The 14,152-nt window shown below is 56.5% G+C and carries 13 protein-coding genes; 8 read left to right on the top strand and 5 right to left on the bottom strand.

All coding sequences use genetic code 11. The features are described 5' to 3' along the window. Nucleotides 1–36: 36 nt before the first annotated feature. Nucleotides 37–1,167 carry a DmpA family aminopeptidase gene (locus HGP31_RS19685; protein WP_083349337.1) on the bottom strand — a complete coding sequence of 377 codons (1,131 nt, stop codon included), beginning with the start codon at nucleotides 1,165–1,167 and terminating at the stop codon, nucleotides 37–39. A gap of 165 nt (nucleotides 1,168–1,332) precedes the next feature. Next, the gene (locus tag HGP31_RS19680; protein WP_168758501.1) at nucleotides 1,333–2,436 is read right to left on the bottom strand and encodes an extracellular solute-binding protein; all 1,104 of its coding nucleotides are present in this window, start codon (nucleotides 2,434–2,436) and stop codon (nucleotides 1,333–1,335) included. Between the two features lie 111 nt (nucleotides 2,437–2,547). Here HGP31_RS19680 and HGP31_RS19675 point away from each other — a divergent pair, with 111 nt between their 5' ends. Continuing rightward, nucleotides 2,548–3,324 (top strand): helix-turn-helix transcriptional regulator, encoded by a 777-nt coding sequence (locus tag HGP31_RS19675; RefSeq protein WP_020796761.1) that lies wholly within the window; start codon nucleotides 2,548–2,550, stop codon nucleotides 3,322–3,324. On the opposite strand, the gene HGP31_RS19670 is transcribed toward HGP31_RS19675, so the two are convergent. After that, a complete protein-coding gene (locus HGP31_RS19670; protein ID WP_020796760.1) occupies nucleotides 3,308–4,249 on the bottom strand; it encodes a class I SAM-dependent methyltransferase in 942 nt (313 codons plus the stop codon). The two genes, HGP31_RS19675 and HGP31_RS19670, sit on opposite strands and share 17 nt — an antisense overlap. Nucleotides 4,250–4,525: 276 nt before the next feature. Between HGP31_RS19670 and HGP31_RS19665 the strand changes: the two genes are divergently transcribed. The 6 genes from HGP31_RS19665 to HGP31_RS19640 all read left to right on the top strand — a co-directional run bounded on the left by HGP31_RS19665 (nucleotide 4,526) and on the right by HGP31_RS19640 (nucleotide 11,411). Further along, the gene (locus tag HGP31_RS19665) at nucleotides 4,526–8,104 is read left to right on the top strand and encodes a hypothetical protein (protein ID WP_168758500.1); all 3,579 of its coding nucleotides are present in this window, start codon (nucleotides 4,526–4,528) and stop codon (nucleotides 8,102–8,104) included. 221 nt (nucleotides 8,105–8,325) lie between these two features. Then, nucleotides 8,326–8,934, top strand: coding sequence for a cytochrome b/b6 domain-containing protein (locus HGP31_RS19660; protein ID WP_033044180.1), 609 nt, complete (start codon nucleotides 8,326–8,328; stop codon nucleotides 8,932–8,934). After that, nucleotides 8,931–9,716 carry a molybdopterin-dependent oxidoreductase gene (locus HGP31_RS19655; protein ID WP_033044181.1) on the top strand — a complete coding sequence of 262 codons (786 nt, stop codon included), beginning with the start codon at nucleotides 8,931–8,933 and terminating at the stop codon, nucleotides 9,714–9,716. Before HGP31_RS19660 ends, HGP31_RS19655 begins: the two co-directional genes overlap by 4 nt. A gap of 53 nt (nucleotides 9,717–9,769) precedes the next feature. After that, nucleotides 9,770–10,036, top strand: coding sequence for a pentapeptide MXKDX repeat protein (locus HGP31_RS19650; protein ID WP_168758499.1), 267 nt, complete (start codon nucleotides 9,770–9,772; stop codon nucleotides 10,034–10,036). Between the two features lie 132 nt (nucleotides 10,037–10,168). Beyond that, nucleotides 10,169–10,576 (top strand): response regulator, encoded by a 408-nt coding sequence (locus HGP31_RS19645; RefSeq protein WP_020796755.1) that lies wholly within the window; start codon nucleotides 10,169–10,171, stop codon nucleotides 10,574–10,576. Between the two features lie 136 nt (nucleotides 10,577–10,712). Beyond that, nucleotides 10,713–11,411: an HAD-IA family hydrolase gene (locus HGP31_RS19640; protein WP_168758498.1), complete on the top strand. Its 699-nt coding sequence runs from the start codon at nucleotides 10,713–10,715 to the stop codon at nucleotides 11,409–11,411. A gap of 74 nt (nucleotides 11,412–11,485) precedes the next feature. On the opposite strand, the gene HGP31_RS19635 is transcribed toward HGP31_RS19640, so the two are convergent. Both HGP31_RS19635 and HGP31_RS19630 read right to left on the bottom strand, forming a co-directional pair. After that, complete coding sequence (locus tag HGP31_RS19635) at nucleotides 11,486–12,145, bottom strand: methyltransferase family protein (protein ID WP_020796753.1); 660 nt, start codon at nucleotides 12,143–12,145, stop codon at nucleotides 11,486–11,488. Nucleotides 12,146–12,210: 65 nt separating this feature from the next. Further along, nucleotides 12,211–13,155 (bottom strand): GlxA family transcriptional regulator, encoded by a 945-nt coding sequence (locus HGP31_RS19630; RefSeq protein WP_020796752.1) that lies wholly within the window; start codon nucleotides 13,153–13,155, stop codon nucleotides 12,211–12,213. A 123-nt stretch (nucleotides 13,156–13,278) separates the two neighbouring features. On the opposite strand from HGP31_RS19630, the gene HGP31_RS19625 reads away from it, so the two are divergent. After that, on the top strand, nucleotides 13,279–14,070 hold the full coding sequence (locus tag HGP31_RS19625) for an SDR family NAD(P)-dependent oxidoreductase (protein ID WP_033044187.1): 792 nt from the start codon (nucleotides 13,279–13,281) through the stop codon (nucleotides 14,068–14,070). Nucleotides 14,071–14,152 lie beyond the last annotated feature (82 nt).

The raw sequence follows: 14,152 nt of genomic DNA, 5'->3' as shown, positions 1-14,152 counted from the left end.
GTCTCAAGTACCACTAGTCGAATCCCCCCACAAGTGTCAGCTTCTGCGATTGTGCTTCCCGGGCCAACCGGCCTGGTTCAGGGCCTCGAGCAGCGTTTCGGCATCCAGCCCCGGCACCGCATGGCCGTTACCTTCCGTCGTTTCGGCTGCGAGCAAGGCGTTGATGATGGCTTCTTCGACAACCTCGGTGGCCGCCAGGAACAATTCGCTGATGTGATCGTTATTGACCATGCTCAGGTTATCGCAGGTTGGCGCTTTTTTACTCTCGTAAGCCGCTGGCGGCACATGCTGGTTGCCGGTGGCGAACGCGATGAAGATGTCGCCGCTGTGGTCTTCATTGCCGCCACCGGTGCGGGCCAGGCCGAGGCTGGCGCGTTGGGCCAGGCGGGTGCATTGGTGCGGCAGCAAGGGCGCGTCGGTGGCCAGGCACACCACGATCGAGCCCATGCCCGGATGCGGCAGTGCAGCCTTGAGAAAGGGTGAGTCGACCTGTTCCATGTAGCGCCCGACCGGGTAGCCATCGACGCGCAACTCATTGCGAATGCCATGGTTGGCCTGGACGATCGCGCCCACCGTCCAGCCACCCTGGGCACTGCTCAAGCGTCGCGAAGCGGTGCCGATGCCGCCCTTGAACTCGTGGCAGATCATGCCGCTGCCACCGCCGACATTGCCTTCGGCCACAGGGCCGCCGACCGCCGCGTGCAGGGCTTGGGCGACATGCTCGGGCTTCACGTGGAAGCCGTTGATGTCATTGAGCAAGCCGTCGTAGGTCTCCAGCACCACCGGCATGTTCCAGTAGAGCCGCCCGTCGTCAGGTTGCTGCTCACGGTCCAGCACGATCAAGGCATCGCGCACCACGCCCAGGCTATGGGTGTTGGTAAAGGCGATCGGGCTGGTCAACAGACCCGCTTCGCGAATCCACTCAAGGCCCGTGGCATCGCCGTTGCCATTGAGCACATGGACCCCGGCAAAACACGGTTGCTGGCTGGTGGAACCGGCACGGGGTTCGATCACGGTCACCCCGGTGACGATATCGCGGCCCTTGGCGGAGCGACCGCGTACATCGCTATGACCGACCCGCACGCCAGGTACGTCGGTGATCGCGTTGAGGGGACCGGGCTGCAGCTGGCCAAACTGGATGTTGAGATCGCGGGCACGTGGTTTCATGGGGGTTCTCATCTTCAAGGTAATGACAAAAAGGTAATCGTTCGGGCGCGGAACCTGTGGGAGCGAGCCTGCTCGCGAATGCGGTGCATCAGGCAAGGTTGATGTCGACTGACACTCCGCTTTCGCGAGCAGGCTCGCTCCCACAAGGGATTGGCGGTGGTGCAGCTACTGGCCGTTCTTGACCTTGCTCCAGATCCGCGTGCGCACACGCTCGGTGGCCGGCGGCAAGGGTTGCAGGGTGAACAACGTGGCCATGGCTTCGGCCGACGGATAAACAGCCGGGTTGGTCCGCGTCGCTTCGGCCACCAGCGCTGTCGCGTTACGGTTGCCGTTGGGGTAGTTGAGGTGATTACTGACCGGGGCGATGACCTCGGCGCGCATCAGGTAGTCGATGAAGGCCAGGCCTTGTTGCGGATGCGGTGCGTCCTTGAGCAACACCAGCGTGTCGAACCACACCGGTGCGCCTTCCTTGGGCAAGCTGTAGGCGATCTTCACGCCGTTGCCGGCCTGCTCGGCGATGGCCTTGGCTTCGAGCATGGCGCCGGACCAACCCACTGCCACGCAGATGTTGCCGTTGGACAGATCACTGATGAACTTCGACGAATTGAAGTAGGCGATATGTGGCCGCAGCTTGAGCAGCAGCGCTTCTGCCTTTTTGTAGTCTTCAGGGTTAGTGCTGTTGGGCGGCAGGCCCAGGTAGTGCAGGGCGACCGGCAGCATTTCCGCGGGCGAGTCGAGCATCGCCACCCCGCATTCGCCAAGTTTGGCCAGGTTCTCTTCCTTGAACACCAGGTCCCAGGAATCCACCGGCGCCTTGTCGCCCAGCATGGCGCGCACTTTGTCCACGTTATAGCCGATGCCGTTGGTGCCCCACAGATACGGCACGGCGTACTGGTTGCCCGGATCGTTGTTGGCCAGTTTCGCCAGCAGATCGGTGTCCATATTGTTGAAATCGGGCATCTCGGCGCGGGGCAGAGGGGCGAGCGCGCCCGCCTTGATCAGGGTTGGCAGGCTGAAGTTGCTGGCCACGACCACGTCGTAGCCGCTGCGGCTGGTGAGCAGTTTGCCTTCGAGGACTTCGGCACTGTCGAAGGTGTCGTAGACCGGCTGGATACCGGTGTCCCGCTTGAAGTCATGCAGGGTATTGGGGCCGATGTAGTCGTACCAGTTGTACACGTGCACGGTAGGACCATCGGCAGCAACCGCTGATAGCGAAGCCACCAGACAGGCGCCCAGCCCCAGATTGAAATACGAGCGGTGACCACTCATGATGCGGCACTCCTGGCCTGCTGCAGGCCGGTGATGATCAGGAGCTTGCAGCGTATCGACCGGGGTGGCCGTTACCCATTCCCATGATGGGTTACTCAAAAGGGGTAGTGCGTGGACGCGTTGTTGAAAGAGTTACCGCTGCACCAGGGATTGGCGCGGGTATTTGGCGTGTTGGGCCAGGACGCATTCTGGCGTGCGCTGGTCGACACCCTGCGCTTGCTGGTGCCGCTGGACAACGCCTTGGTCGCGGTGATGCGACCGGGACGGGTGCCTCGCCTGCTGATCGATTTCGACTCCAGGGGTAGCGGAGATGAGCATGAAGAACTGGCGGACTACAGCGCCGGCATGTACCTGCTCGATCCGTTTTACCTGGCCGTCTGCGCCGGCATCGCCGATGGCTTGCACAGCCTCGACTCGGTGGCGCCGGACCAGTTTCAGCAAAGCGAGTACTACCTGAGCTACTTTCGCACGGTGGTAGGCGGGGACGAACTGCAGTTCATGGTCAACGTCGACGGCGCCGTCCTCGGTTTGTCCCTGGGACGTGCGACACGCTTCACGCTGCAAGAGCAGGGACGCCTGCTGTGCGTACGCGACTGGGTGCTGGCGGCGATGCGTCGGCACCTGCAATTGCTACCGCCGGAAGGCCCGACGGTCGAAGCCGTAGCCGGGGACCTGGCGGCCTTGCTCGATCGCTTCGATGCACGTTTGTCGGTGCGCGAAATCGAAACCGCACGCCTGATTCTCCAGGGTTTCTCCAGCAAGGCCATCGCCCAGCGGATGGGAATTTCCCCGGAGACGGTGAAGGTGCATCGGCGCAATCTCTATCACAAGCTCAACGTGAACGGGCATGGGGAGTTGTTTGCTTTGGTGCTCAATCCGCCAGGGTAAACACCAACGCCTTCAACCCACACTCGATATCGGCATCCGGAAACTCCGGCGGATTGTCCAGGCGCTGCTCGAACCGCAGGCTCGGGGCTTCACGGGTGACGCCATCGATTAGGAAGTCCGCACCGAAGGCCGGGTCGTTCATGCACGCGAGCACCGTGCCCTCGGGGCTGAGCAGTTCCGGCAGGCGACGCAGTACCCGCTGGTAGTCCTTGGTCAGCAGGAAGCTGCCTTTCTGGAACGACGGCGGGTCGATGATCACCAGGTCATACGGACCCTTACCGATCACCTTGCCCCAAGACTTGAAGAGGTCGTGGCCGAGAAAAGTTACCTTGCCCAGGTCATGCCCGTTGAGCCGGTGATTGTCACGCCCGCGGCTCAGGGCCGGGCTGGACATGTCCAGGTTGACCACGTGGGTCGCGCCGCCCTCGATGGCCGCCACCGAGAAACCGCAGGTGTAGGCGAACAGGTTCAACACGCGCTTGCCCTGGGCATTGGCGCGCACCCAATCGCGGCCGTAGCGCATGTCGAAGAAAAGCCCGGTGTTCTGTTTACGCCCCAGGTCCACCCGGTACTTCAAGCCGCCTTCGACAATCGTCAGCTCGTCGATTTCTTCCCCGAGCAACCATTCGGTAGTGCTTTGCAGCAGGTAGCGGTGTTGCAGCAGCAGGGTGTGGGCGCCGGATTGCGTCCATGTCGCTGACTGGGTGATCTGCAGCAGCAGAGCTTTCAACGCCTCCAACTGCGCCGCTTCCGGCTCCTTGAACAGCGACACCAGCACTACGCCCTGCAACCAGTCGACGGTCACTTGCTCCAGCCCTGGCCAGCAGCGGCCGCGGCCGTGGAACAGGCGGCGGGTTTCCGCAGGTGCCGTTGCCAGGGCAGTCAGTAGATGGTCATGGAGGGTGGTCAGCGCTTCTGAATTCATCGGGTCGGGTCGGCGATTTGAGGGGGCGGTATTTTAACCAAAATTGTGGCGAATGGATGGGTGCGTAATCAACGTGGGGTCCTATGGTGCAGGGCAACCCACAACTTCAGGCTGATTGATATTGCTTGACTTTTCATAAAGGTAAAAATAGGTGGCGGTATCAAATATTTAGATACAATAACAGAGTTGCTGTCATTGAGGGGGAGTTCAAACTGCGTAACAAACCAGTTCGCGGCATTAAAAAATCTGCATAAATTGACGGTGGAAATAAATAGCATGTTCCCTTCTCGCAGTTCTTCCAGCTCCGCAAACATTCAAAGTGTTCAAGCTAAAACTAACGAAACAGTCTCTACGAAAGCAGTGCCGGAAGAAAATTTTTGCTCTTCTTTTTCTGAAGCCAAAGGGGATCGTATATTAGGTCTGCCTTCGGTTACCAGCAAGGAACATCCCGCATGGACGCCAGCCCGTCTGCTGGAAAACCTGAGGGTCGCGTTTAACATAATGGCCGAACAGCCTGAAGCCTATGATTTTGAAGGCACGCCAGTCTCAAAGGTAAACGACAAGCCAGATACGATACTTGATGTGGAGGACGCGCTGGTTATCGTCGTGAAGGAAGAACAACGACGTAAGAAATCAGGCAGGGATGAAACGGTTGGAAGTGAAAATATCAAAGCTGACAAAACTGCTTTGTCGGATGTAACATCCACTGCCTCCGTGGAGGGTGTTATAGCATTTGTTTCTGGAGTTTTTGATTATATTGTTGAGCTGGAAGAGAAAGGCAAAGAGGGCGGAGGTACTAATAAAGATTGTTCCGAACTTTCAGATAAAAGCTTGGATGAATTATTTTCAGATTTAAGCAGGCATCCTCGTTACGCCCACGCATTCGGCCTGCTCGAAACAGAAAAAATTCAGGGAAAGTTTTCTGGAGGAGAGGCGTGGCGACGGATTCACGAGTCTGCCACCTATCTCTTTTCTAATAAAAGTAAAAGTATGATTGATGAGTTTGTTCAGCAAAAAAGTGGCGGTGGGCCAACAGCCTACCTGCACATTTTTCTGGATGATATTGAGATGGGAAGTGTGGTTGGTAATAAGGATTTAAAAGCAGGCGGAATAACGGCTGAGGAGTTGCGACATTTGTATCGATGCAGAGCGCAATTGGGCGATGCTGTCAAGTTTTATAAAAATAATAAAACAGTTTCCGCTCCGTGGGAACAGGATCCGAAGTTGTGGAGTGACAAACTATTTTCTACCGACTCAACTCCCACCTCTTCACCACAAGGAACCGATGATACTTCAAGAACTGGTAATCAAGAAGTGCCGCTATATGGACGTTTTGTACAGCCGCCTACTACAAATTTAGAACCAGTTGACGCATCGGTTTCGCCAATGTTGACAGGTTTGTTCTACGAGATGTTTCGTGATTTTAATCTAGGGGGAAATGAAGCTGAAAAGATGGTGGGTAGTCCCGAAGAGATTAACAAGTTGTATCAGGAGTCAGGGGTGGCGCCTATTATTTCTCAGGAAGAATTTGCGGCTATTAGAGCCTATACCCTAGGGTTCGATAAACATATCAATCCGAATTTGGGCAAGGTGAATCCATTCGAGAAGCGTAAAAATACATTCATAACCTACATAGCGTCCGGTTTGGATAAACTCAAGGGGGCGGGCTATAGGTATCCACTCAAAGAGACTGTCATTGAGAAATTATTTGATAAGAGTCCTGCGCTTAAAGTTAAGTTTCGTGATGAGAGCATTTTGACAGAGCTTATGGTGCCGATACCGCAAATTCCTGATTTTCATGTGGAAAAAGAAGCGGTGTCCGGTCAAATATTTTATGTGACGAAAAATGACGAAGATAAATATGAGCTAGTCCGCAAGGATAATGGAAGAAGGTACAACCTGAAAGGTGTTTTCTCATATGTCATCCTTCCAGATGAACCTGATCGTATTTATTGTGGTATGAACAATGGCCAACAGAATTCGAAAGGAGAGCTAAATGAATATCGACATCATAACCCCTACTATGTTGAAGGCCACAGCTCGCTAGCCCAAGGTAAGGATGTACTTTATGCGGGAGATTTTTTGTTTGAAGATGGACAGCTAAAGCTCTGGACTAATGGCAGCGGTCATTATAAACCGATCGCTGAGCGTCGTTTTGGAAATTTAACTGAAGCGGTTAAGCGCATACTTCCTGAGGAGCTATTTAAGGATCATGATGAGTTGACTGAAGTTGAAACGAAGACGCTAAATGCGTATATACAGATCTCGGAGGCAGAGGAGCGTCGTTTGAAAGAGTGTTACTCCAATTCGAGTGATGCCGATACCGACTCGGATTCGGATTCGGATTCGGATTCGGATGGCAACGATTTGAGTATCTTTAATAAGATTCAGGCGAAAAACGGTCGGCCTCAATTGCCAGGAAATCCGGGTTTGAAAGGCGGCGGGCCGGCACAACACATTACACAAGAAGAAGTTTGCGCTCCCATTGCCAACGCTCTTGACAAGAAACTCGGTGAAGACGGTCCAGACAAAGGCGGAGCCGGTGCGGTCGCTGGCGCGTTATCGGGAGCAATCCGATCTGGGGCAACATCTGACAGTGATAGCGAGGATGAGACAAAGCCAGACAGGCCATCCGGTTCGGCCAATGCAATCATCCCTCCCACTGCACCGGGGAGTAACCCTGCAGGTACTGTTGGTTCATCTAGCGCCGAATTACAAAAAAAGTTGAACATTGCTTTGAATTCAGGTGGGCAAATCAAGGCAATACAAATTGGACGCATGCTGGAGTTTACTAGTCTGCTTGCAAAGGCCTCGCCTGCGGTACAAGCCACAGCAATAAATTCTGAGGTTTTTAATCAGTCAAGTGAACTGTTAAAGATTCCGGGCTATTATTTTAATACTCGTTTTCCATCCCAGGGCGCAGCACAGGTGCCTGCGCAAATAAAAGATAGCTTGATGCAGTCTCTAGCTAATTGTGTGCGCGCTGGGACGATGGGTGAACAAGCAGCGCGGAATATTCTTCCTCCTGATTATCTAAGAATATTCGATGTTAAAGTCGAGACTGTTAACATATTTGCCGATATTAATAAAGAGGTGCGAGCCACTGCGGCAATCAATTTGCTGATAGGTACTGCTGATCAGCGAAGAGTAAAAATTGCAGCTGATAATTCTGATATCGCTGTTAGAGGTGCCGAAAAAGAGCGGGTAAAAAGAAGAGTTTATCAGGGGGCTGCTGAACTGAAGAAGTATTCAGTTGATGCAGGTGCCCGAGATTATAAAAATTTCTTGAATGAACGTGTTCAGGAAGAAAGGGAACGACAAAATATGCTAAGGCAGAGTCAAGCGGAGAAACAGGAGAAGTATGAAAAAAACCGCGCAGACAGGGGCGCTGAATGGTCCAGACAACTTAATGGAATTGCGCTCTCTGAAACCGATAAGGCAAAGTTGAATCATGCAAATCGTAAACAGGAACAAGAAGATAGCTGGCGTAGCGTGCAATTGTCTAAAAAAACGGGTGACTTAACCAGGGGGCGATACGATAGCACTACAAGTTTTGACTCCGGTATAAACTCTCCTGGAACGTTAAGTCGTTCATCTAGCCGGTCTTCAATTACATCTGAAGTCACCCGGGAAATATCAAATATGAGGGGGCAGCTCAACCCAGGCACAGAAAACAATATTTCGGCTCCGACAACCGGTTTTTCTCATGAAGAATGGCCGAGTAACAGAAGTACTGAAAAGGCGCAGAGCATACTTAATGTCTTGGAGGGGCGTGTGGCTAGCAGGGATCGTTTTGTAGAGCGTGAAATTGAAAGTATCAAAAATACATTAAACTCGTTACCCGGCTGTAAGTAAGTTATTTGGGCGATGTGTGGATGGGCCTTGGAGAAGAATGCCTGGCCCACCTCACCTAATGTTGCAGCACGGCGTCCTGATCTGATGGCGAGGGTAATGGGCGGAGAAAACACTTGGCGCATTACCTGCGCAGTTATCACGATTAATTTAACTTTACGTGAGGATTTGGCGATCTGTCGGCTCACATAATTGCTCCATCGATCAACCGTCGGGAGCCGACCATGCCGTGCCCACCTGTTTCATCTCATCCGCGCTGGCTGCGCCTGACCCACTGGCTCAACGCACTCGCCGTGTTGGTCATGGTCACCAGTGGTTGGCGCATCTACAACGCTTCCCCGCTTTACGATTTCAGTTTTCCCAAAGGCATCACCCTCGGCGGTTGGCTGGGCGGCGCCCTGCAATGGCACTTCGCGGCGATGTGGTTCCTGGCCGTCAACGGCCTCGTCTACCTGGCCTGCAACCTGTTCAGCGGGCGCCTGAAGCGGCGCTTTTTCCCGGTCTCGCCCAAAGGCGTGCTGCATGACTTCTGGGCCGCGTTGCGCGGCAAGCTGGGACATGCCGACCTGAATCATTACAACCAGGTGCAACGGCTGGCGTACCTGTTCGTGATGGTCGATATCACGCTGCTGGTGATCTCCGGGCTGGTGCTGTGGAAGTCGGTGCAGTTCCCGCTGTTGCGTGAATTGCTCTGGGGCTACGAAGGTGCGCGCCATGTACATTTCATCGCGATGGCACTGTTGGTGGCGTTCGTCGCGGTCCACCTGGTGATGGTGGCACTGGTTCCCAAAACACTGTTGGCCATGATTGTCGGTCGCAAGGAGCCCATATGAAAAAGCCCATTCAAGACGCCGGGCTGGATGAGTCATCCATCCTGACCGACGCGCGTAAAATCCTCGCCCCGCAGATCGAAGACCGCTCGCGCCGCTCGTTCCTGCTGCGTGGCCTGACACTCGGCGGCGTGGCCATGTTGTCCGGTTGCAACCTCACCGACAACGACAGCGTCGAGACCGCGTTGTCCGCCATGTCGCGCTTCAACGACCGGGTGCAAGGCTGGCTGTTCAACCCCAATGCCATGGCGCCGACCTACCCGGCGTCGATGATCACCCGGCCATTTCCGTTCAATGCCTTCTACGGCATCGATGAAGCGCCGACGGTGGAGGAGGAGAGCTATCGGCTGGAGGTCACCGGCCTGGTGGCGGACAAGCGCACCTGGCGGCTCGAAGAGTTGCGCGCCATGGCGCAAACCGAGCAGATCACCCGGCATATCTGCGTCGAAGGCTGGAGCGCGATCGGTCGTTGGGGCGGTGTGCGCTTCAGCGATTTCCTGAAACGGGTCGGGGCCGATACTGACGCCAAATACGTCGGTTTCAAGTGCGCCGACGACTACTACACCAGCATCGACATGGCCACCGCACTGCATGCGCAAACCCTGTTGACGCTGACCTATGACGGCGCTGTGCTACCGCGCGAATACGGCTTCCCGATGAAACTGCGCATGCCCACCAAGCTCGGCTACAAGAATCCCAAGCACATCCAGGCGATTTTCGTCAGCAACACCTACAGCGGCGGCTACTGGGAAGACCAGGGCTACAACTGGTTCGGTGGCAGCTGACGCAACCCCGGCAACTCCCCTCGTCCACACCCCATGCATCAAGGAGTTTCACCATGAAAAAGTTGACCACTGTTGTTCTGTCCATGTGCCTGGCCATCGGCGCTGCCAGTGTTTTTGCTGGCGATACGATGAGCAAGGACAGCATGAGCAAAGACTCGATGTCCAAGGACGCCATGCATAAGGACGCCATGAAAAAGGATTCGATGGCCAAGGACACGATGAGCAAGGACACCATGTCCAAGGATGCCATGAGCAAGGACAGCATGAAGAAAGACGCCATGTCCAAGGACGCTATGAAAAAAGACCCGATGTCCCAGTAAACGTCTCGCAAACACCGATTTCGTCGTCTGTTTGTATCAAAAATGAATTTCCGCAGAGACTGCCGCTCATACCTGTAGGTAGCGGATTTCAAGCCCGCATATAAACTGGTGTGATCAGGGAGCGGCAAGGTCATGAGTCGAGAATCGACAGCGGGCGGACAGCTTCATGGCGGGTTGATTCTGGTGGTTGAGGACGACCCGCTGATCCTGGAGTTTCTTTGCGAAATTCTTCAAGAGGAAGGCTATGTAGTGCAAGCGCAAACCAGCGCGGACGCCGCATCGGAGTATTTGCAGAGCCACGCACCCGAAGTCGGGATGCTTCTCACGGACATCACCATGCCGGGAACGCTCAACGGCGCGGACCTGGCCAATCTGTTCGGAGATCGTTGGCCGGACAAACCGATCATGATCATGTCCGGCTTCGAAACCCCTGCAACTTCCGGGGTCCGGCATAATGTCTCGTTTATCAAGAAACCCTGGGCGGTGGGTCAATTGCTTGATTGCGTGGACGGCGCACTGAAATCACGCCGTCCCCTGTAGGAGCTGCCGCAGGCTCGGGCCGCGTTCGGACGATCTCTCGATCTTTCGATCTTGAAAATCGCAGCCTGCGACAGTTCGTTCGATCGTGTACATTTCTCGGGGCATCCCATCAGATCCTTGAGATAGGAAGGACCCTTTGTCTGCTCCCGAATCCGTCTTGAACGTCCCTTACCGTGCCTTCCTGTTCGACATGGACGGTACCATCCTTACGTCAATTGCCGCCGCCGAGCGCGTCTGGGCTGCTTGGGCCGTGCGTCACGGCGTCGATGTCGAAACCTTCCTGCCGACCATTCACGGCGTCCGCGCCATCGACACCATCAATCGCCTGGCATTGCCCGGAGTCGATGCCGAGGCCGAAGCGGCGTGGATCACCGAAGCTGAAATCGAGGATGTCGAGGGCGTTGAAGAAGTGGCGGGCGCGGCGCGCTTTCTCCAGTCTTTGCCAGCCGATCAATGGGCCATTGTGACCTCCGCCCCGAGGGCGCTGGCGTTGCGGCGGATGGCAGCCGCAGGGATTCCGGAGCCGGCTGTGCTGGTCACTGCCGAAGATGTCGCCGCTGGCAAACCTGACCCGGCCGGTTATCGATTGGCTGCGCAGCGGCTGGGTGTAGAAATATCGGATTGCCTGGTTTTCGAAGATGCAACGGTAGGCATCCTCGCAGCCGAGGCGGCGGGGGCGGATTTACTGATTGTCACGGCGACACATGAGCAGCCGATTGTGACGGCGCACGCCACGTTGGCAAATTATGACGAGGTCGTTGCCCGCCTAGACGCCCACGGCGTGATTCGACTTCGCACGATCCACTGTGGGAGCGAGCCTGCTCGCGAACGCTGACTTCCAGCCGACATAAACGTTGCCTGGCACTGCGCTTTCGCGAGCAGGCTCGCTCCCACAGTGGGGGGTGTGTCTCAGTAGAGTTTCGGAATCAATCGCCAGCTCCGGGCGCAATAAGCCTCATATTCACTGCCAAATTGCGCCCGTAACAATGCTTCCTCGGCATGAATCCGCGCGATCAGCGGAATCACGGTCAGCGCGGCCAGCAGCAATCCGACCCCCGAACGAAACGCCAGCGCCCAACCCACGGCAATCACCAACATCCCCAGGTAACTGGGGTTGCGCAAGCGACGATAGATCCCGTCGGTCACCAGGCGATGGCCCGGCTGGATCGCCACCAGCCCACTGAAGCGTTTGCCGAGCACGAACACCGGCCACATTCGCAGCACGCCGCCGATGATGAAGAGCAGCGCCCCGAGCCAACGCACGCCTTCGCCACCGAAGGTCCAGAAGTCGATGCGGTCGGTGTAGGCCGGGAAAAACCCACTCAATAACCCGATCACTCCGAACGCTGGCAGTACCCAGCGATTGGCCCTGTCCTCGCGCTCACCGGAACTCAGGTTGACCTCGGTAAACAGCGAAGCGATGGCCATGACCAGCGTCGCCAGGGCAACCACCACCAAGGCGGTATGGGAAAAAAACGCCGCGAAGCCGCCCAGCCCCCAAATTGCCAGCAAGAGGTAGGCGAGGGTGGAGACGATGGCGAAAAACGCCAGTTTGGCCGAGATTTTCATAGGCAATACCCCCGACACTCCCAGTGTAGCGCCGACCGTTCCCACGCGGAGCAGGGGAACGATCATCATTGTGCCGCTGATCGCGCATTGCGCCTGATCACCTGCGGTGGTTGCCCGAATGTTCGAAGGAATGCTTCGCGCATGCGCCGAGGATCGATAAACCCGCTTTCCAAGGCAATCTGCTCGAGTGTCAGGCGACCACCCTCAAGCATCTGCCGTGCCGCCTCCAGGCGCAGGTTCTCGATGGCCTTGGCGGGCGACTGACCGGTTTCGGTACGGAACGCACGGCTGAATTGCCGCGAGCTGAGGCTCGCCACTTGCGCCAGTTGTTCCACCGATAAGGTCTGCGCCAGGTGCTCCCGAGCGTAGGCGAGGACGGTCTGGATGCGGTCGGATTTCGGCGCCAGTTCCAGCAGCGCCGAGTGCTGTGATTGCCCGCCGGCACGGCGGTGGTACATCACCAGTTTCTGCGCTACGGCACGTGCGAGTTCGGCGCCGTGATCCTTTTCGACCATGGCCAGCGCCAGGTCGATGCCGGCGGTCATGCCGGCGGAGGTCCAGATCGCGCCGTCGATCACGTAGATTCGATCGGGTTCAACCTTGATCGATGGAAAGCGTTCTTGCAGTTGCCGTGCATAAGCCCAATGCGTGGTAGCCCGCCGGCCCTCAAGCAATCCGGCCTGGGCCATGACAAAGGCTCCAGAGCAAATCGACGCGGTACGGCGGGCGGTCCTGGCACTGGCACGCACGTAGTCGAGTACACCCTCGGGCGCCTGCTCGAGGATGGTGTCGCCGCCCACCACGATCACCGTATCGAACACCCGCTCGTCGAACGCCTCGGTGCCAACATTCAGGCCACCAGAAGCGCGCAAGGTGCGGCCGTCTTCGGACAGTACACGCACGTCATACAGGGCTTGCCCAGCACTGAAATTGGCATATTCGAATACCGGCATGGCAGCCAGCGCCATGGACTGGAAACCCTCGAACACCACAAACGCCACGCTGATCATCGCCCAATCCTCAAAACAGATGTCCTAAAAACGTAGGTTAAACGTCATTTGCGACGGACACGAGTCCCTTTATAACAGTTCCTGACTGGCGATTGTCTCGCCTCACTGTGAAGGAAAATGAACATGGCTCTCTCCTCCAAAGGCACTGCACTGGTCACTGGCGCCTCTTCGGGCATCGGCGCGGTGTATGCCGACCGTCTCGCCCGGCAGGGTTACGACCTGATCCTGGTCGCGCGCAGTCAGGCAAAACTCATCACGCTGGCCAACCGGCTGAGCGACCAGACCGGCCGTAATGTGGAAGTGGTCGCCGCGGATCTGAAAGACAAGGCCGACTTGTTGCGGGTCGAACAGATACTGCGAAGTGACGCGAGCATCACGTTGTTGGTCAACAACGCTGGAGTTGGCGCGGTCATGCCGTTGCTCGGCAGCCCCGTGGATGACATGGAAGACATGATCAGCCTCAACATCACCGCGCTGACACGCCTGGCCTATGCGACGATACCGGGCTTCGTCGAACGCGGTGCCGGGACCGTGATCAACATTTCGTCGATCGTCGCCATCGCCCCGGAAATCCTCAATGGTGTGTATGGCGGGACCAAGGCATTTGTCCTGGGCCTGAGCCAATCGATGCACCGGGAACTGGCGGATAAAGGCATTCGTATCCAGGCCGTGCTGCCAGGCGCGACCGCCACCGACTTCTGGAGCGAGGCCGGCAACCCGGTGGAGAATTTGCCGCAGGAGATTGTGATGTCCGCCGAAGAAATGGTCGATGCCGCACTGGTGGGGCTGGAGAAGGGGGAAGTGGTGACCATTCCGGGATTACACGACGGGGAGCAGTGGGATCGCTACGAAGCGCAGCGCCAAGTGCTGTCCGGGCTGTTCGGCAATTCCACGGCAGCAGCGCGTTATCGATAGCTTGACTGTGCTCTTTTGGTCCCCATCGCGGGCAAGTCCGCGATGGGGCCATCAACAACACCGCGCTACATAGATCATTACT

It is taken from the genome of Pseudomonas umsongensis, from assembly GCF_012647205.1.
GTDB lineage: Bacteria > Pseudomonadota > Gammaproteobacteria > Pseudomonadales > Pseudomonadaceae > Aquipseudomonas > Aquipseudomonas umsongensis.
This window is presented reverse-complemented; position numbering and strand designations above follow the sequence as displayed.